The sequence below is a fragment of the Streptomyces sp. TLI_185 genome, assembly GCF_003814765.1.
Taxonomy (GTDB): domain Bacteria; phylum Actinomycetota; class Actinomycetes; order Streptomycetales; family Streptomycetaceae; genus Streptomyces.
The window spans coordinates 4,669,851-4,686,504 of the sequence record NZ_RKRB01000001.1; the positions used below are offsets into that span (position 1 = coordinate 4,669,851).

22 protein-coding genes are annotated in these 16,654 nt (G+C 69.9%); 12 read left to right on the forward strand and 10 right to left on the reverse strand.

Annotation, left to right across the window (positions count from 1 at the left end; translation table 11 throughout):
- Nucleotides 1-113 precede the first annotated feature (113 nt).
- Nucleotides 114-884: a VOC family protein gene (locus EDD92_RS21355; RefSeq protein ID WP_123965806.1), complete on the reverse strand. Its 771-nt coding sequence runs from the start codon at nucleotides 882-884 to the stop codon at nucleotides 114-116.
- 135 nt (nucleotides 885-1,019) lie between these two features.
- Between EDD92_RS21355 and EDD92_RS21360 the strand changes: the two genes are divergently transcribed.
- Entirely contained in the window at nucleotides 1,020-1,655 is a 636-nt protein-coding gene (locus EDD92_RS21360) for a TetR family transcriptional regulator (RefSeq protein WP_123970478.1), read from the forward strand.
- A gap of 107 nt (nucleotides 1,656-1,762) precedes the next feature.
- Here the strand turns inward: EDD92_RS21360 and EDD92_RS21365 are convergent, their stop codons facing one another.
- Nucleotides 1,763-2,215 (reverse strand): Lrp/AsnC family transcriptional regulator, encoded by a 453-nt coding sequence (locus tag EDD92_RS21365; RefSeq protein WP_123965807.1) that lies wholly within the window; start codon nucleotides 2,213-2,215, stop codon nucleotides 1,763-1,765.
- Between the two features lie 82 nt (nucleotides 2,216-2,297).
- On the opposite strand from EDD92_RS21365, the gene EDD92_RS21370 reads away from it, so the two are divergent.
- On the forward strand, nucleotides 2,298-2,918 hold the full coding sequence (locus EDD92_RS21370; RefSeq protein ID WP_123965808.1) for a LysE family translocator: 621 nt from the start codon (nucleotides 2,298-2,300) through the stop codon (nucleotides 2,916-2,918).
- Nucleotides 2,919-2,977: 59 nt separating this feature from the next.
- The gene (locus EDD92_RS21375) at nucleotides 2,978-3,277 is read left to right on the forward strand and encodes a hypothetical protein (protein WP_123965809.1); all 300 of its coding nucleotides are present in this window, start codon (nucleotides 2,978-2,980) and stop codon (nucleotides 3,275-3,277) included.
- An 8-nt stretch (nucleotides 3,278-3,285) separates the two neighbouring features.
- Here EDD92_RS21375 and EDD92_RS21380 read toward each other — a convergent pair whose 3' ends face one another.
- A complete protein-coding gene (locus EDD92_RS21380) occupies nucleotides 3,286-3,750 on the reverse strand; it encodes a nitroreductase family deazaflavin-dependent oxidoreductase (protein ID WP_123965810.1) in 465 nt (154 codons plus the stop codon).
- Nucleotides 3,747-4,937, reverse strand: a complete 1,191-nt coding sequence (locus EDD92_RS21385) for an acyl-CoA dehydrogenase family protein (RefSeq protein WP_123965811.1) — start codon at nucleotides 4,935-4,937, stop codon at nucleotides 3,747-3,749. Before EDD92_RS21385 ends, EDD92_RS21380 begins: the two co-directional genes overlap by 4 nt.
- An 80-nt stretch (nucleotides 4,938-5,017) precedes the next feature.
- Here EDD92_RS21385 and EDD92_RS21390 point away from each other — a divergent pair, with 80 nt between their 5' ends.
- Nucleotides 5,018-6,187, forward strand: coding sequence for a thiolase C-terminal domain-containing protein (locus EDD92_RS21390; RefSeq protein WP_123965812.1), 1,170 nt, complete (start codon nucleotides 5,018-5,020; stop codon nucleotides 6,185-6,187).
- 24 nt (nucleotides 6,188-6,211) lie between these two features.
- On the opposite strand, the gene EDD92_RS21395 is transcribed toward EDD92_RS21390, so the two are convergent.
- Nucleotides 6,212-6,559 (reverse strand): DUF1330 domain-containing protein, encoded by a 348-nt coding sequence (locus EDD92_RS21395; RefSeq protein WP_123965813.1) that lies wholly within the window; start codon nucleotides 6,557-6,559, stop codon nucleotides 6,212-6,214.
- 250 nt (nucleotides 6,560-6,809) lie between these two features.
- Here EDD92_RS21395 and EDD92_RS21400 point away from each other — a divergent pair, with 250 nt between their 5' ends.
- The 4 genes from EDD92_RS21400 to EDD92_RS49920 are packed head-to-tail and all read left to right on the forward strand — an operon-like array spanning nucleotide 6,810 to nucleotide 8,669.
- Complete coding sequence (locus tag EDD92_RS21400) at nucleotides 6,810-7,142, forward strand: type VII secretion target (RefSeq protein WP_123965814.1); 333 nt, start codon at nucleotides 6,810-6,812, stop codon at nucleotides 7,140-7,142.
- Nucleotides 7,139-8,260 (forward strand): WXG100 family type VII secretion target, encoded by a 1,122-nt coding sequence (locus EDD92_RS21405; RefSeq protein ID WP_123965815.1) that lies wholly within the window; start codon nucleotides 7,139-7,141, stop codon nucleotides 8,258-8,260. The genes EDD92_RS21400 and EDD92_RS21405 overlap by 4 nt, the downstream gene beginning before the upstream one ends.
- Before the next feature lie 2 nt (nucleotides 8,261-8,262).
- Nucleotides 8,263-8,505 (forward strand): hypothetical protein, encoded by a 243-nt coding sequence (locus tag EDD92_RS21410; RefSeq protein ID WP_123965816.1) that lies wholly within the window; start codon nucleotides 8,263-8,265, stop codon nucleotides 8,503-8,505.
- Nucleotides 8,502-8,669 carry a hypothetical protein gene (locus EDD92_RS49920; RefSeq protein WP_185124086.1) on the forward strand — a complete coding sequence of 56 codons (168 nt, stop codon included), beginning with the start codon at nucleotides 8,502-8,504 and terminating at the stop codon, nucleotides 8,667-8,669. The genes EDD92_RS21410 and EDD92_RS49920 overlap by 4 nt, the downstream gene beginning before the upstream one ends.
- 165 nt (nucleotides 8,670-8,834) lie before the next feature.
- On the opposite strand, the gene EDD92_RS21415 is transcribed toward EDD92_RS49920, so the two are convergent.
- Nucleotides 8,835-9,374 (reverse strand): GNAT family N-acetyltransferase, encoded by a 540-nt coding sequence (locus EDD92_RS21415; RefSeq protein ID WP_123965817.1) that lies wholly within the window; start codon nucleotides 9,372-9,374, stop codon nucleotides 8,835-8,837.
- Between the two features lie 243 nt (nucleotides 9,375-9,617).
- Between EDD92_RS21415 and EDD92_RS21420 the strand changes: the two genes are divergently transcribed.
- Nucleotides 9,618-10,283 (forward strand): pyridoxal 5'-phosphate synthase, encoded by a 666-nt coding sequence (locus EDD92_RS21420; RefSeq protein ID WP_123965818.1) that lies wholly within the window; start codon nucleotides 9,618-9,620, stop codon nucleotides 10,281-10,283.
- 15 nt (nucleotides 10,284-10,298) lie between these two features.
- Here the strand turns inward: EDD92_RS21420 and EDD92_RS21425 are convergent, their stop codons facing one another.
- Genes EDD92_RS21425 through EDD92_RS21440 form a run of 4 tightly spaced genes read right to left on the reverse strand, consistent with a single transcriptional unit; the run spans nucleotide 10,299 to nucleotide 12,697 of the window.
- Nucleotides 10,299-11,159, reverse strand: a complete 861-nt coding sequence (locus EDD92_RS21425; RefSeq protein WP_123965819.1) for a GNAT family N-acetyltransferase — start codon at nucleotides 11,157-11,159, stop codon at nucleotides 10,299-10,301.
- A gap of 40 nt (nucleotides 11,160-11,199) precedes the next feature.
- A complete protein-coding gene (locus EDD92_RS21430) occupies nucleotides 11,200-11,829 on the reverse strand; it encodes a GNAT family N-acetyltransferase (protein WP_123965820.1) in 630 nt (209 codons plus the stop codon).
- Between the two features lie 23 nt (nucleotides 11,830-11,852).
- Nucleotides 11,853-12,248 (reverse strand): Zn-ribbon domain-containing OB-fold protein, encoded by a 396-nt coding sequence (locus EDD92_RS21435; RefSeq protein WP_123965821.1) that lies wholly within the window; start codon nucleotides 12,246-12,248, stop codon nucleotides 11,853-11,855.
- Nucleotides 12,248-12,697 carry a DoxX family protein gene (locus EDD92_RS21440; RefSeq protein ID WP_123965822.1) on the reverse strand — a complete coding sequence of 150 codons (450 nt, stop codon included), beginning with the start codon at nucleotides 12,695-12,697 and terminating at the stop codon, nucleotides 12,248-12,250. The genes EDD92_RS21435 and EDD92_RS21440 overlap by 1 nt, the downstream gene beginning before the upstream one ends.
- A 63-nt stretch (nucleotides 12,698-12,760) precedes the next feature.
- Between EDD92_RS21440 and EDD92_RS21445 the strand changes: the two genes are divergently transcribed.
- From EDD92_RS21445 to EDD92_RS21455, 3 genes are all read left to right on the forward strand, one after another.
- Nucleotides 12,761-13,450, forward strand: a complete 690-nt coding sequence (locus EDD92_RS21445) for a hypothetical protein (RefSeq protein WP_311736772.1) — start codon at nucleotides 12,761-12,763, stop codon at nucleotides 13,448-13,450.
- A gap of 205 nt (nucleotides 13,451-13,655) precedes the next feature.
- Nucleotides 13,656-14,855 (forward strand): NAD(P)/FAD-dependent oxidoreductase, encoded by a 1,200-nt coding sequence (locus EDD92_RS21450; protein WP_123965823.1) that lies wholly within the window; start codon nucleotides 13,656-13,658, stop codon nucleotides 14,853-14,855.
- A 166-nt stretch (nucleotides 14,856-15,021) separates the two neighbouring features.
- Nucleotides 15,022-16,527, forward strand: coding sequence for an FAD-dependent oxidoreductase (locus EDD92_RS21455; RefSeq protein WP_123965824.1), 1,506 nt, complete (start codon nucleotides 15,022-15,024; stop codon nucleotides 16,525-16,527).
- Nucleotides 16,528-16,654 lie beyond the last annotated feature (127 nt).

The following is a 16,654-nucleotide window of genomic DNA, read 5'->3' on the forward strand; positions in this document are numbered from 1 at the left end:
ATTCTTCCTGTCCCGGGCACTGGTTGCGAACCCGGGAACGAGTCGGGATGCCTCACCCCAAAACGGTATGTTTCACCGCGCGGTCTGTTTCAGTCGGTCTATTTCAGCAGTTTTCAGTCGCTCTGCTGCGGTCGTTCCATCGGTCGTTCCTTCGATCGCTCCAGCACCGCGAACGACGCCCCCTGATTGTCGGTGACGACGGCCACCCTTCCGTACGACGTCTCGAATACTGGCGCCCAGATCCGACCTCCGAGACGGCTCACCCTCCCGAGTGCGGCGTCACAGTCCTCGACGCCGAAGTGGACCAGGAAGTGGGGCGGCATCTCGGCCGGAAAGACCTCCGAGACGGGCGCGCGCCCGAAGTCGGGCCTGGCGTCCGGCCCGAACAGGGCGTCGTGGAAGAGATCGCCGTAGAAGGTGTTGGCGACCTCCACGTCCCGGGCGTACAGCTCGGCCCAGGCGAAGGTGCCGGGCTCGTGCCGCCTGCCGAAGCCCGGGTGGCTGCCCGGCTCCCAGAGGCCGAAGACGGCACCCTCGGGGTCGGTGACCAGCGCGGCCGTGCCCAGCTCCGCGACCGGCGTGGGCGCCGTGACGACCTGCCCGCCGGCCGCCCAGATCCGGTCGGCCAGCGCCTCGGCGTCCGGCGTCGCGAAGTACACGGTCCACACGGTGGGCAGCCGCCCGTCCGTCTTGCGCGCGAGCGCGGCAACCGGCTCCCCCTCCTGTCGGGCCCACACGGAGCCGCCGGACACCTCCGGCCGGTCCTCGAAGGTCCACCCGAAGAGCTCGCCGTAGAACCGCTTGCCCGCCTCCACATCGGGAAGCTGCGCGTCCACCCAGCACGGGACGCCCTCTCCGTACGCGGATGCCCTGTTTTCGGCCATACCGCCAAACTAACGGCGACTCACGCACCCCGCAGGACCAGGCACACCAGCCTCCGCCCTCTCGTGCACCCCATTTGCAGTCGGCCGAATCGCGCTCCCATCACCCCTCGGTAAGCTGACGACATGACAGGACAAGTGCGTACCGTCGACGGCCGCGTGGCCGGCCGGCGTGGGCAGGCGACCCGGCAGAAGCTGCTCGACTGCCTCAGCGAGATGCTCAGCTCCTCCCCCTACCGGGACGTCAAAGTCATCGATGTCGCCCGGAAAGCAGGGACTTCGCCCGCGACCTTCTACCAGTACTTCCCGGACGTCGAGGGCGCCGTCCTGGAGATCGCCGAGCAAATGGCCACCGAGGGCGGTCAGTTGACCGCGCTTCTCGAGGGCCGCTCCTGGGTCGGCAAGGCCGGCTGGCAGACCGCGCAGGAACTCGTGGACGGTTTCCTCGAGTTCTGGCGCAAGAACGACGCGATCCTGCGCGTCGTCGACCTCGGTGCGGCCGAGGGCGACAAACGGTTCTACAAGATCCGTATGAAGATCCTGAACTCGGTGAACAACTCCCTCACCGACTCGATCACCGAACTGCAGTCGAAGGGAAGGGTCGACAAGGACGTGAACCCGGCGGCGGTCGCCGGTTCACTGGTCGCGATGCTCGCGGCCGTCGCCTCGCACCAGAAGGGATTCCAGACCTGGGGCGTCAAGCAGGCTGAACTCAAGCCGAATCTGGCGCTGTTGGTGCACCTGGGCGTGACCGGCAAGAAGCCGACGAAATAGATCTCTTCGCAGATCTCCTCACAGATCTCTTTTTCCAGGCCCAAGTCCTGTCTGGCAGGCGGTGGTTCACCGGACGGTGAACCACCGCCTGCTGCGCTGTTCGGCCCCTATGCGGGCAGCGGACGGTCCCGCACCACGTGCTTCATCACCAGCGTCGACGTCAGCCGCTGCACTCCCGGCAGCGTCGCCAGCCGCTCGTCGTACAGCCGCTGGAAGGCGGCGAGGTCGGCGGTGGCCACCCGCAGCAGATAGTCGGGCTCCCCGAACAGCCGTTGCGCGTCCAGCACATGGGGAATCTCCGCGATCGCCCGCTCGAACCCGGCGACCGTGTCCCGGTCCTCCTGCCGCATGGACACGAAGACCAGCGCCTCGAAGGTCAGCCCCACAGCAGCCGGGTCCACCACCGCCCGGTACCCGCTGATCGCCCCCGACCGCTCCAGCTCCCGCAGCCGCCGATGACACGGCGAGACACTCAGCCGCACCCGCCCGGCCAGCTCGGTCACGGTCAGCCGCCCGTCCTGCTGCAGCTCGGCAAGGATTTTGCGATCCACGTCGTCCATGAGGTAGATCCTTCCATGGATGAGCTGATGTCGAGCAAAATCCGGGAACACTTTCGAGCCAATCGCGCCTAATGTCACTCACGTGGACAACGGACTGCTGCTTTCCTTCCTCGCCCTCGATCTTCTGCTGGTGTGCGTGCCGGGTGCCGACTGGGCGTACGCGATCTCGGCCGGTCTGCGCGGCCGTTCCGTGGGGTGGGCGGTGGGCGGTCTGGTCGCCGGGTACGCACTGCACACGGTGCTGGCGGTGGCCGGTCTCGCGGTGCTGGTGGCGGGCGAGCCGCGGCTGCTGACCGCACTGACGGTGGCGGGGGCCGGGTATCTGGTGTGGCTGGGGTGGGGGGTGCTGCGGCGGCCGGGCACCCCCGGCGCTACGGACGAGCGCGCCGAGGCCTCCCGCACCCGCGTATTCCTCCGCGGCGCGACGATCAGCGGCCTGAACCCCAAGGGCCTGCTGCTCTACCTCTCCCTGCTGCCCCAGTTCCTGACCAGCCCCGGCGGCCTGCCCGTCCCCGTCCAGACGGCCACCCTCGGCCTGCTCCACATGGCGTGCTGCGCCGCGGTCTACCTCGCGGTCGGCCTCGGCGCCCGGGCCGTGCTCGGCGCGCGGCCGTCGGCGGCGCGTGCGGTGACGCGGACGTCGGGGGCGGCGATGTTGGGGATCGGGGCGTTTTTGCTGGTGCAGAGGTTGGCGACGCTCTGAACACTGGGCGCCCGGTTTACGTAGGTATGGGCAGGTACTCCGCGAAAGGAGAGGCGATCATGAACCTCCTGAAGCGTGCGGCCGTCGCTGTGGCTTCGGCTGCGCTGGTCACCGGAGTGGCGGGGGTCGCGGCTGCCCCGGCCTTCGCAACCGGCCAGCCCGGCGCATCCTGCGAGGACCTGCCCGTATCCGCCCGCCCTGGGCATGCCCTGACCGCCCCCGGCTCCGCCTTCAACCCTGACGGCGTCTCCGGCAAGGTGTACGCCGGTGAGGACGACACCCATTCCCTGGCGAACGCCAACAGCCCCAACGCGGTCTCTCAGTACGACGTGGCCTGCCTCAAGAACTCGTCGCGCTGAAGGCACAACTACCTCTGCACAACCCTGAACACCCGTATCTCCCGCTCCACCCGAGCCTGATACGTCGCATACGGCGGCCAGAAGGCCAACAACGCCTTCCAGGCCGCCGCCCTCTCCTCACCTTCCAGCAGCTGGGCCGTGACCGGGATGTCCTGGCCCTTCCAGCTGATCTCGGCATCGGGATGGGCGAGGAGGTTGTGCGTCCAGGCGGGATGGCCGGTGCGGCCGAAGTTGGAGCCGATGAGGAGCCAGCCGCCGTCCTCCGGCATGCAGGCGAGGGGCGTACGACGGGGGAGGCCGCTCCGCGCACCCGTGGTCGTCAGGATCACCCCGGGCAGCATCTGCGCACTGAGCAGGTACTTTCCGCGCGTCAGCCGGTGTACGGCCTTGTCGAGCCTCGGCACGACGTGCGGCGCCACCTTCGCGAAGCCCCTCGTCGAGGACACCTTCTGCACCAGACGTTCGCCGATCACACCGCCACCTCCAGGCCCTGTTCAAATAGGTGCGCCGAGTCGGCGGCGTGCGCCCGCAGCCGGTGCACCGGCCCGAACAGCAGCTCGTCGCCCGCGGCGCGCTTGAAGTACAGATGCGCCTCGTGCTCCCAGGTGAAACCGATGCCGCCGTGCAGCTGAATCCCTTCGGCGGCGGCACCGCGCAACGCCTCCAGTGCCTGCGCGAGGGCGAGCCCGCCCACCCGCTCTCCGTGGGCGGTGGCCCAGGCGGCGTAGTAGGCGGCCGAGCGTGCCGCCTGGACCTGGACGTACACGTCGGCCAGCCGGTGCTTCACGGCCTGGAAGGAGCCGATCGCCCGGCCGAACTGCTCGCGCTGCTTGACGTATTCGACGGTCCGTTCCAGTGCGTGGTCGGCGGCCCCGACGGCTTCGCAGGCGAGCACCGCGGCGGCGGTGTCACCGACGGCGGAGAGTGCGCCAAGGACGTCGTCCCCGTCTTCCGCGCCCAGCAGCTCGGCTTCCACATCCCGTAGTTGGACACGCGCCTGCGGCCGGGTCGCATCGAGCGCGGTCTGCCGTACGCGTACGAGCCCGGCCGCATCGTCCGGCACGAGGAAGAAGAGGGTGCGCGAGCGCGCGAAACCGCCGGTGTGGGCGGCGACCACCAGGAGCTCCGCGCTGTGGCCGTCCAGCACCTGGTCGACCTGGCCGTACAGCCGCCAGCCGTCGCCCGCCCGCCTGGCCTGGACGCCCCCCGCGCGGCCCCCGCCCGCCCAGTCGCCGTCGCCCGTGCCGGTGAGGGCGAGGCCGGTGGCGAGGGCGGCGCCCGGCACGGCGAGGGCGGCCGTGAGGGTGCCGTCGGCGATGCGGGGCAGCAGGGCGGCGCGCTGGGTGTCGGTGCCGAGAGCGAGGATCAGGGGGGCGGCGAGCACACAGGTCGCGAGGAGAGGTGAGGGGGCAAGAGTCCTGCCCGACTCCTCCGCCGCCAGGGCGAGTTCGGTCGTCGAGCAGCCGATACCGCCGTACGCCTCCGGGAGGGCGAGTCCGGGCAGGCCGAGCTGGTCGGCGAGGGCGGTCCACAGGGCCGGGTCGTGTCCGGCGGGGGTGTCGAGGGCGGCGCGCAGTTCCTCGGGGCCGCAGCGTTTGCGGAGCAGTTCGCGCAGGGTGCGGCGGATCCCGTCCTGCTCCGCCGTGAAGCCGGCGTCCATGGCTACCCCTTCCCTCCGGATCTGACGGTCCGTCATATTAGGAGGGCCGGAGCGAGATGCACAGGGGGAGGAGCCCTCTCATGACTGGCGGGACCCGCAAGGTGGCCGTGGTGGGCGTGGCCCTCTCCGACTGCGGCCGCGTGGACGAGGCGACTCCGTACACCCTGCACGCCCAGGCGGCCCGCCGTGCGCTGACCGACGCGGGACTGGACCGTGAGGTGGTGGACGGCTTCGCCTCCGCCGGCCTGGGCACCCTCGCCCCCGTAGAGGTGGCCGAGTACCTGGGCCTGCGCCCCACGTGGGTGGACTCGACGTCGGTCGGAGGCTCGACCTGGGAGGTGATGGCGGCCCACGCGGCGGACGCGATAGCGGCCGGGCACGCGAACGCCGTCCTGCTGGCCTATGGCTCGACGGCCCGCGCGGACATCAAGGCGGGCCGCCGCACCGGCAACCTTTCCTTCGGCGCTCGCGGCCCACTGCAATTCGAAGTCCCCTACGGCCACACGCTGATCGCCAAATACGCGATGGCGGCCCGCCGCCACATGATCGAACACGGCACGACGATCGAGCAGTTGGCGTCCGTCGCCGTGCAGGCGAGGGCGAATGCCGCGCTGAACCCGGACGCGATGTTCCGCACCCCGATCACCGTGGACGAGGTCCTCTCCGGCCCGATGATCGCGGATCCCTTCACCAAGCTGCACTGCTGCCTGCGTTCCGACGGCGGGGCGGCGGTGCTGCTGGCCGCCGAGGAGTACGTACGGGACTGCCGTACCGCTCCGGTCTGGATCCTCGGCACCGGGGAGCACGTCTCGCACGCCGCGATGTCCGAATGGCCCGACTTCACGGTGTCGCCGGCGGCGGTGAGCGGGCGGCTGGCGTTCGAGCGGGCGGGGGTGCGGGCGGAGGAGATGGACTTCGCGCAGCTCTACGACGCGTTCACCTACATGACGCTGGTGACACTGGAGGATCTCGGATTCTGCGGGAAGGGGGAGGGCGGGGCGTTCGTGGAGAAGGGGCGGTTGAGGGTCGAGGGCGGGGAGCTGCCGGTGAACACGGACGGGGGCGGGCTGTCGGCCCAACACCCCGGGATGCGGGGGCTGTTCCTGCTGGTGGAGGCCGTACGACAGCTGCGGGGAGAGGCGGGGGCGCGGCAAGTTCGGGCGCCGGACGGGGAGTTGCCGCGGCTGGGGGTGGCGTCCGGCACCGGGGGATGGTTCTGCTCATCCGGGACGGTGGTGCTGGGCAGGTAATCAGCTACGAGGGCTGCTCGGCAGCTACTCGGCAGGCAGCGCCTCCCGCATCGCACGTGCGGTGGAGGCAGGGTCGTAATCCCCGGGAACGCCGTCCACCAGGATGATGTCGCCCTCGATGTGCCGCGAGCGCAGGGGTGCGATCTCCTGGTATTCGGGCGAGTCCCACCAGGCCCGCGCCTCGGCGATCCCGGGAAAACCGATCACCACGACATGCCCGGGCCAGCTGCCCTCCTTCACCTCGTGCTGCGTGGCGTGCACCAGGAAACGGCCGCCGTACGGCTCGAAGGTGCCGGAGACGCGCTCGATGTACTCGGCGATCTCCGGGTGCGGGGCGGCTTCCTGCAGATGAGCTATGGCGTAGGCGGTCATGGCGTGTTGGCGTCCTTCCGGTCGGGGTCGGGCTCCGTACGCAGACGATCGTGGCAGGCGGGGGCAGCGGGGTCGATGACCTGCCAGGTAAGCGGCCCGGCTGCGCCCCGTAGGAATCCGGCCAAGGGCACGTCATCGTCCCGTCTTGATCCCGCAAACAGTCGTTTTGAACCAGCAAACAGTTCTTCCCGGCGAGTCAACGGCTCCGGTACTGCTGATCTGTTCATGCATTCGACGACGGGGGAGCGGAATGAGCCAGTTCGGTGTCGACCCCGACACACTGAACGAGCTTGCCGGGAAGTTCGACAGGGAGGCCAAGGACCTGGCGAAGCCGATCGACGGCTTCGCGGCGACCGCGTCCCAGATCGGAGAGGCCTTCGGCCTGCTCGGCGCCTGTGACGGTGCGGCGCAGAAGTACCAGACGCTGCTGAACAGCACCCTCAAGGCGCTCGGACAGCTGCCCGGGGTTTTCACCAGCGACGGCGACCGGCTGCGCCTCAACGCCACCAACTACAAGAACTCGGACCAGACCGCCATCGACCACCTCCGCGCCGCGACCCGGCCGGTAGGAGGCCCGGCGTGAGCATCAACAGCTGGATCGACGGCAAGGTGCTGGACATCCTCCAGGCCTGTGGCGTGGAGCTCCCGGGCGGCAACGGCGACACGCTCCGCTCGATCGCCCACGCCTGGGACACCATGGGCAACGAGCTGACGGATGTCGCGCATGCCCTCGACATCCAGATCCAGGGCGTCGACAAGCAGGGCTGGCACGGTGAGGCCCGCGATGCCTTCGAGAAGCACTGGGCGGAGCAGAAGCGCGCCATCGACGACATCGCGCACAACTTCCACCAGGTGGCCGACGGGCTGCGGGCGTACGCCGACGAGATCGACAAGATCAACGAGGAGATCATCGACATCTGCGTCGAGATCGCCGAGATGGAGGTGGCCGGCGCCGCGCTGTCCTTCTTCACCGGTTTCCTCTCCGACCTCGTCGCGAACACGGCGGTGGCCACGCGGGTCGCCAAGATCGTCGACCTGGTGAAGCTCTTCACGTCGGCGGCGGAGAAGGTGGCGGCGCTGCTGGAGCGGTTCGGCAAGCTCAGCGAGGAGGGGGCGGCGAAGCTGGCGAAGGTGGCCGAGTTCGCCGCGAAGTTCCTCAAGAAGGGCGCCGAGAGCTTCGTCACGAACTTCGTCGCGGACTCGGGCAGCGCGATGCTCAACCAGGCCGTTCACGGCCAGCCCGTGACCGTCGGAGACGACCTCGCCAACGGCGCTTGGGCCGCCGGCGGAACAGCCGTGTTCACCGGGGGCGGCGCGGCGCTCGCGGACTCAGCCGGACTGACCGGGGTGGCCGGCAACATCCTGAGGGGAGACGGCCTGCTCGGCACCACCGTCAACGGCGCAGCGGGCAACGTGGCCGGTGGGCTCACGACTGACATCGTCAACAACCAGGATGCCTCGACGATGGGCCAGGACGCGCTCACGAACGCCGCAACCGGTGCCTTCGGGAACGCCCAGAACCACGGCGTCAACCATGCCTTGGAGCAGCACGGGAGTCTCGGCGGCAAGAACCTCAGTGACCGGGGCGAGCTGGCCGACAGCGCGTTCAAGAACACCGTGGGAACCACCTTGAACACGGGCGTCTACGCTGCCGGCTCCGGCATCGAGGCGGACGTCCAGGATCTGGCGAAGGACGAGTGAGCATGGTCGGCGACGTGAGACTTGCGGCCACATGGACCCCTAACCCGGACCACCCCGCCACCTGGACCGGCTTCTTCTGGGCGCTCCTCGGGGTTTCCGGGTGCCTGATCGTCGTCATCGGCGCCGCCCTGACCGTTGCTCTCTGGAACGTCAGCGATCAGAAGAAGGTGGGCAACTACGTTCTCGGGCCGGTGATCCTCGTGATCGGTCTTGCCATCGCCGGCTGGGGCTTCGGGCTGTTGTGACAGTGCACTATGGGCTCGGCGACGTGATCCTGGCGGGGGTCGCGCACAACAACCCGAACTACGACCCCGGCTGGAAAGGCTTCTTCGCGGCGCTGGTCGTGATCGCTGGGGGTGCGATCGTTCTCGTGGGTGTGATCGCGGGCCTCATTGCGTGGCGTACGTGAACGGGGCCTTTGGCGTGTGCTCGTCGTCATGGCCGGGGGCGCGGTCTGCGCCACGTAGCGAACGCCGCAAGCAGACCGACGCGGGTACTGAGCAGCCGCGTCAGCGCTCGCCATGGACAGTCTTCGAGGCACGTCTGTCCTTGAGGGGGCCGAGGACCTTGCTGCTCAACTGGACGGCGCGACCGGGAACCACATGCCGAGCCACTGCTCGGCGCCCCAGGCCTCGAACCGCTCCACCTCGGTGAAACCCAGCTTCGCCGCGAGACGCATCGAGCCGATGTTGGCGGTCTGGGTGGCGAGCACCACCTGCTCACCGGGAAGCGCGTCGGCGACCCAGCCGAGTGCCGCCGCGCACGCTTCCGCGGCGTACCCGAATCCCCAGGCCCGCGGCAGGAACAGGTAACCGAGCTCGACGTTCCCCACGGCAGCCGGGCAATGCTGCTCCGTTGCTCTCCTGAGCAGGATCTGGCCGATCATCGCCCCGTCGAGATCAACGACGAAGCTCCCGGGCCACCGCCCCGGCACCTCAGGTGTCTCGCGCTCAAGCTCGTCACGCGGCCGGGGGCCGCCGAGGTAGGTGTGCACCTCCGGCGAGGCGAGCAGTTCGATGAACGCCGCACGGTCCTGGGTCTCGGGCTCACGGAGCACGAGCCTCTCGGTCCTGATCGGCTCAGGCGGCCAAGCAACGGGTCCCAGATCATCCATCCGAGCACGCTAACAAGTGGTCAACCAGCCGGCGGATCACGAACTGGCCGCCGTTGCCGTCGGTCAACCGCCGTAGTGTGCACCGATGCAGGCCAACCCTGCCGACCCTTGGATGGCGTACATCCAGCGCTCCCTGCCACTGAGCAGCAGGGAGCGACTGTGCGGGGCGACGACGTACGGGTTGATCGGCGAGGGTGCGCAGAGGCTTCACAGTGCCCTGGGCCGACAGGTGATACTCGGCTCATGGGAACCGATCTTCACGAGTTGCTGAGGTCACTGCGGGTGTGGGACCCGGAGGTCACGGAGCTGCGCCCCTTCGACCCGGCGACCGCCCCGACCGAACCGCTGCCCCTCTTCACGAGCTGGTTCGCGGACGCGGTGGCGGCGGGCCAGCGAGAGCCGCACGCCATGTCCCTGGCCACATCGGACGCGGCGGGTCTGCCGGACGTCCGGATCGTGATGCTGCACGGCGCGGACGCCGACGGCTGGTCCTTCGCGACGCATGCGACCAGCCGCAAGGGCGGGCAGCTGGCGGCCCGGCCGTATGCGGCCCTCGCCTTCTACTGGCCGGTGCTGGGCCGCCAGGTGCGGGTACGCGGCCCGGTCACCGCCGCGCCGGCCCAGGAGTCGCAGGGCGACCTGCACGCACGCTCGACCGGGGCGCTCGCCGCCGCCCTCACCGGACGTCAGAGTGAAGTCCTGGGCTCTGCCGAGGAGTTGGCACGGGCCTCCGAGGCCGCCTGGGAACGGGCCCAGCAGGAGCCCGACGCTCCGGTGCCGTCCTGGACCCTGTACCGGCTACGACCGGACGAGGTGGAGTTCTTCCAGGGGGACGAGCGCAGACGGCACGTACGGCTGAACTACCGTCGGGAGGACGGGGGTTGGGCCAAGGAGCTGCTGTGGCCGTGAGGCTCGCGGCCACCCTCATGCCGTGAAGTCGTACAGCCCGAAGTCCGCCACCGCCCGATACCCGATCCGCTGGTACAGCGCGTTGCTGGTCGGGTTGGCGAGGTCCGTGAACAGCAGCACCTCGGCCGCGCCCGCTGCGAGCGCGGCGCGGCTCACCTCGGCCGTGACCGCCCCGGCGTATCCGCGGCCGCGCAGGTGGGCCGGGGTGTAGACGGGGGCGACCCGGATCTGCCCGGCAACCATCGGTGTCACCCCCGCCATGGCCACGGGGGTCCCGTCGGCGTCCTCCCAGAACGTCGTCCCGCCGTAGGAGATGCGCGAGTCGGCCCACCCCTCCGCACGCTCCGCGCCGCTCTCGCCGATGGCCTCCATGAACTCGCCGTACCATCGCACCAGTTGCTCCCGGTCCGCCTCTCCGGCGACTCTCGGCTGCCCCTCCGGCACCGGCTGCGGGACCGTCAGCGTGCTGAGCCGGTACAGCCGCTGCCGCTGGTGCAGCGTTGCCGTCGCGCCGGTGCACTCCTCCCAGGACCGGGCCAGGGCGTCGATGGTGGTGCGCTCGCCGATGACCCCGGGGACCGGGCGGCCCAGACCGGCCAGGTGGGCGGCGAGGGAGTCGGCCTCCTCGGGAGTGAGGGGCGTGACGTTCAGCGGGTAGGGAGGGGTGCGGAAGTAGGCGGCGCGGATCGTTCCCTCCGACTCCAGCACCCCGAAATAGGGTGCCTCGGAGCCGTAATAGCCCGACCCACGCGTCCGCAGCCCCTCGGTCACCGTCAGCGGGACGGTGTGCAAGGCGGGGCGGGAGCGGAGGAAATCCCCGGCGCGCGCGAGGAAGGCGTCCAGGTCGTCGATGAAGTGCCAGTCTTCGGGCCGCATGCTTCATGATTCCGCAGGGCCCGAGCCCGGCGCGCGCGAATTACGGGAGCTGCGGCTCCGGGTCCGTGGCGATCCGCCCGTGCAGATGCACGTCCCGGAACGCGTCCTGCCTCCCCGCCTCCCACATCGCGCCCCGCAACGTCCCCTCATGACGGAACCCGCACCGCTCGGCGATACGGCACGAGGCCTCATGGCCGAGGGCATGGCCGAGCTCCAGCCGGTGTATCCCCAGGTCGGTCAGCGCCCAGCGGGAGGCCACGGCCAGGGCGCGGACGGCGACCCCCTGCCCCCGGGCCTCGGGCAGCACCCAGTACCCGACACGGGCGACGCTCAGGACGAGGTCGATCATGTTGACACCGATGTGCCCCAGCACCGCACCGCTCGCGGCGTCGGTCACGCAGTACGACGCCCCCGAACCGTCCGTCGAGGCCAGCGCCTTGGCCCGCAGCGACTCGCGCGCGCCGGCGAGATCGTCGACCTGCTTGAGCGGTGTGTTCCAGCGACGGAACTCCGGGTCCGTGAGCCCCCGCAACCAGGCCTCGACATCGGCGTCCGAGTCCGCGTCCCACAGGCGCAGGCGGATGCCGTGACCGTACAGATCAGGGAAGGAGAAGGACGAAGAAGGGGATGGTGAAGCCGGGTCGGTCTGCTGCGCGTCCACAGAGCTCATCGGCCCATTCAAACGCGTACGCCTCACTCGCGCGGCCGGAATACCGGCGTCCCTTCCCGGAACGCCACCTCCAGCTCGGCACCCGCCCGCAGCTCACCCGCCCCGCACCCCACCACCTCCGTCATCATCCGCGGCCCCTCCGCCAGGTCGACGACCGCGGCCACGTAGGGCGTCCGCTCGCCGAAGGGCGGCAGGTCGTTCCGGTGGACGACGGACCAGGTGTAGAGGACCGCCCGGCCGCTCGCCCGTTCCCACTCCACGTCCTCGCTCCAGCAGTGCGGGCAGAACTCGCGCGGGTAGTGGTGGGCCCGCCCGCACGCCCCACAGCGGCGAATCAGCAGCGTGCCCTCGGCGGCCGCGTCCCAGTAGGTCCGCGTGAAGGCGTCGGCCTCCGGTACGTCGAAACGCGCGCCGCCCATCAGAACAGCCCCAGCGCGCTGTCCAGCGACCACGTCTGCCACGACATCCCGAACAGAGCGACCACCGACATCAGCGCCATCATCGAGTTCTGCCCCTGCTCGGCCACGTCGTGGATCATGAGCGTGAAGTAGAGGACGTTCAGCAGCAGCCCTCCCACCAGCGCGACCGGGCTCAGGAACCCGACGACCAGCCCCAGCCCGACCGCCAACTCCGCGTACACCACGACGTACGCCATCGCCCGCGGGCGCGGCGCCACCATGACCTCGAAGCCGGACCGTACGGCGTTCCAGCGGTGCTTCGCCGCGATGCCCGCCGCCCACGCGATCCCGGTCCCGCGCTCGAACCAGGCCTTCCGGTCCTTGTGCCGCCAGCTTTCCAGCCACCACAGCCCGAGTCCTATGCGCAGCACGGCCAGCCATTCCGCGCCCGTGAGCCAGATCGCATCCATGAATCTGACGGTACGTCAGATGACTCGATCCGGGAAGCGCCGTGCAAGGTCGTCGACCAGTCGGTGCCGAAGGAGCTGCGGGCCCAGTTCGCCGAATACCAGGCGAAGTTGAGGCTGCGCGGCCTGAAGGGCTCCGGCTTCGACGCGCTCACCGCCCGCAACTACGACGAGTACCTGGTCAAGCAGTACCTGGAGCCGTCGGCGACCAAGTACCTGACCGCCCTGTCGGACTCGGACCGCGCGACCTACCTCGCCAAGACCACCTTCATCACCTGGTCGGGCGGCAAGGCCACCTTCACCTGGGACGACTTCGTCACCCATGTGGGCGCCCGCAAGAAGACCACGCCGACCTTCGACGCCTTCGACCTGTCCGCCGGCGAGAACAACGTGTTCGGCGCGGGGACGACCGAGAACCGTCACTTCACCGCCTACAGCGCCAAGAACGACACCACCGGGCTCAGCAGCAAGCGCGTCGCCGCAGACATCCCCGAGAAGCTGCACCTGATGAAGCCCATGTACCACCTGGCGGAGAAGGTCAACGGGCGGCGCTCGAAGCACTGGTGGATCCGCCTCGGCACCAACGACTCCGACACCTCGCACGTCATCTCCGCCAACCTCGCCGCCGCGAACGGCCTGGGCGACGAGGTCAACCACCTCTACTACTGGGACGAGGGCCACGGCGCCAACACCGACCCCGGCGACTTCATCACCTGGATCGCCAAGGTGACGGGCTACAAGGGCCCGAAGAAGTAGACAGGGCCGCGAAAAGCAGGCGAGGGCCCGAAGGAGGAGGCCCGCGGGCACCGGGCCCGCGGCTGGTGGGGCTTCCCCGTACGGCCACAACCACGTGGCCTACGCCACAAGCCCCACTCACTACTCATACACGCGTGATCAATCCGCAACCAATTCCCCTCTTGACCGAGACCCATCAACCCGGTGCGTGATTACGCTCGCGCACATGGCCGACTCCACAGCGTCCTCCCAGGCACCGGCGCAGCCCGGCGGCCGCCCCGTCTACGTCATCGGCGGCGGCCCGGCCGGGCTCTCCGCCGCGTACGCGCTGCGGGCCCGGGGCATACGCGCCGTCGTCCTGGAGAAGTCCGACCAGGTGGGTGCGCAGTGGCGGCGGCACTACGACCGCCTGCACCTGCACACCACCCGCCGCCTCTCGGCCCTCCCCGGGCTCCCGATGCCGCGCCGGTTCGGGCGGTGGGTGGCCCGCGACGACGTGGTGCGGTACCTGGAGAAGTACGCCGAGGTGCACGCACTGGAGATCGTCACCGGCGTCGAGGTCTCCCGCGTCGAACGCACCCCCGACGGCGACGGCTGGCTGCTGCACGCCACGGGCGGCCGCGAGCTGACCGGCGCGGCCGTGGTCGTCGCCACCGGGTACAACCACACGCCGTACGTCCCCGACTGGGCCGGACTCGAGAAGTACTCCGGCGACTTCGTCCACGCCGGCGAGTACCGCAGCCCCGCGCCCTACGCCGGCCGTGACGTCCTCGTCGTCGGCGTCGGCAACACCGGCGCCGAGATCGCCGTGGACCTGGTGGAGGGCGGCGCCTCGCGGGTGCGGCTGTCGGTGCGGACGGCTCCGCACATCGTGCGGCGCTCGACCGCGGGATGGGCCGCCCAGTACACGGGCGTGCTGGTACGGCGGCTGCCGACCGGGCTCGTCGACCGGCTCGCGCGGCCGATGGCGAAGCTGAGCGTCCCCGATCTCTCCGCGCAGGGGCTGCCCCGCCCCGACACGGGGCTGTACAGCCGGGTCAAGGAGGGCGCGATCCCGGTGCAGGACGTCGGTCTCATCGACGCCGTCCGCAAGGGGCGGGTCGAGGTCGTCGCCGCCGTCGACGGCTTCGAGGACGGCAAGGTCGTCCTCACCGACGGCACCCGCGTCTCCCCGGAGGCCGTCGTCGCCGCCACCGGATACGTCCGCGCCCTGGAAGGCCTCGTCGGCCACCTCGACGTGCTCGACGACCGGGGCAGACCCGTGGCGCACGGCGCCCGCACCCCGCAGCAGGCCCCCGGCCTGTACTTCACCGGTTTCACCACCCCCATCAGCGGCACCCTCCGCGAGGTGGCGATGGACTCCGAGAAGATCGCGAAGACCATCGTGAAGAACGGCGGGGACGCGCTGTCCCGCCTGCCCGGATGACGTAGAAGCTCTCATCCCCCTGCAAAACCCTCAACTCCCTTCCTCAGAACTCTCGTTACGCGTGAGTCAGATGTGACGGGAGCGTTGAAGCGTGCCGCTGTTCGGGGCCAGAATCTGAACACTGCTCACTTTCTGGCTCCACACTCTCTCCACACGGAGGACGCACGTGGCACGCGAAAGACAGCACCACCCGCAAGCCCTCTCCCGCCGTTCCCTGCTCGGCGGTGCCGCCGCCGCTGCCGGAGCCGTCACCCTCACCACCACCGCCGCCGGTACGGCGTCCGCCGCGACCACGCGGGACGTGGACGTCGCCGTCGTCGGCGGCGGCCTCGCCGGGCTGACCGCGGCCCGCGACCTGGTGGCGGCAGGCAGGACCGTGACCGTCCTGGAGGCCCGCGACCGCGTGGGCGGCCGGGTCGTCAATCTGTCCCTGGCCAACGGCGGTTTCTCCGAGGGCGGCGGCGAGTTCATCGGCCCCACCCAGGACCGCATCAAGGCCCTCGCCGACTCCCTGGGTGTCGCCACCTTCACGACGTACAACACCGGCAAGAACCTCCTCTACAAGGACGGAAACCGGACCCCCTACGCCACCGACGGCATCCTCGGCTCGGTCCCGCCCGTCGACGCGGCCGGCCTCGCCAACGCCGCAATCGTGCAGGCGTCGTTGGACGACATGGCCAAGAAGGTCCCGGTCGACGCGCCCTGGACGGCAGCGAAGGCCGCCGAGTGGGACAAGCAGACCTTCGAGAGCTGGCTGAACGCCAACGCGGTGATCCCGTCGGCCAAGTTCCTCCTGGACGTGGCCTGCACCTCGATCTTCTCGGCGCAGCCCCGTGAACTCTCCCTCCTCTTCGTGCTCTTCTACATCGCCGCCGCGGGCAACGAGTCCAACGCCGGCACCCTGGAACGCCTCACCGACACCGCGAACGGCGCCCAGGAGTCCCGCTTCGTCGGTGGCTCCCAGCAGGTGCCGATCAAGCTGGCCGCCACGCTCGGCGACCGGGTGGTGCTGAGCGCGCCGGTGCGGTCGGTCGTGCAGTCCGGCGGCAAGTACGTGGTGACCGCGGACGGGGTGACGGTGACGGCCAAGAAGGTCGTGGTCGCCGTACCGCCGCCGCTGGCCGCGCGCATCACCTTCGATCCACTGCTGCCGGCCTCGCGGGACCAGCTGAGCCAGCGGCTGCCGATGGGCTCGATCGGCAAGGCGATCGCGGTCTACGACACCCCCTTCTGGCGGGCCGACGGCCTCAACGGCCAGGTCGTCAGCGACTCCGGTGTGGTCCGCTCGACGTTCGACAACTCACCGCCCGACGCCTCCTACGGCGCTCTGATGGGTTTCATCGAGGCCGACGAGATGCGGGCGTACGACGCGTCGAGCGTCGCCGAGGTCAAGGCCGCCGTACTCAAGGACTACGTCAACTACTTCGGCGACAAGGCCAAGTCGCCCACCTCCTTCGTGCTGCAGCGCTGGGACAACGAGGGCTTCTCCCGCGGTGGCCCGGTCGCCTACGCCCCGCCCGGTGTCCTGACCGAGTACGGAGCCGCCCTGCGCAAGCCGGTCGGCGGCATCCACTGGGCGGGCACCGAGACCTCGACGTACTGGAACGGCTTCATGGACGGGGCCGTGCGGTCGGGGGAACGGGTGGCCAAGGAGGTGCTCGCAGAGCTGTGAGGGGCCCCGCCGGGACTGATCGGCTTCCCTTCCGGCCTTGCGTGCCCGTTCAACTTTGCGTGCACACCCGTTCCTGACATGGCGTCAGTTCAGTAATCTGACAGTGCGTCAGTTATTGGCTGTCTCA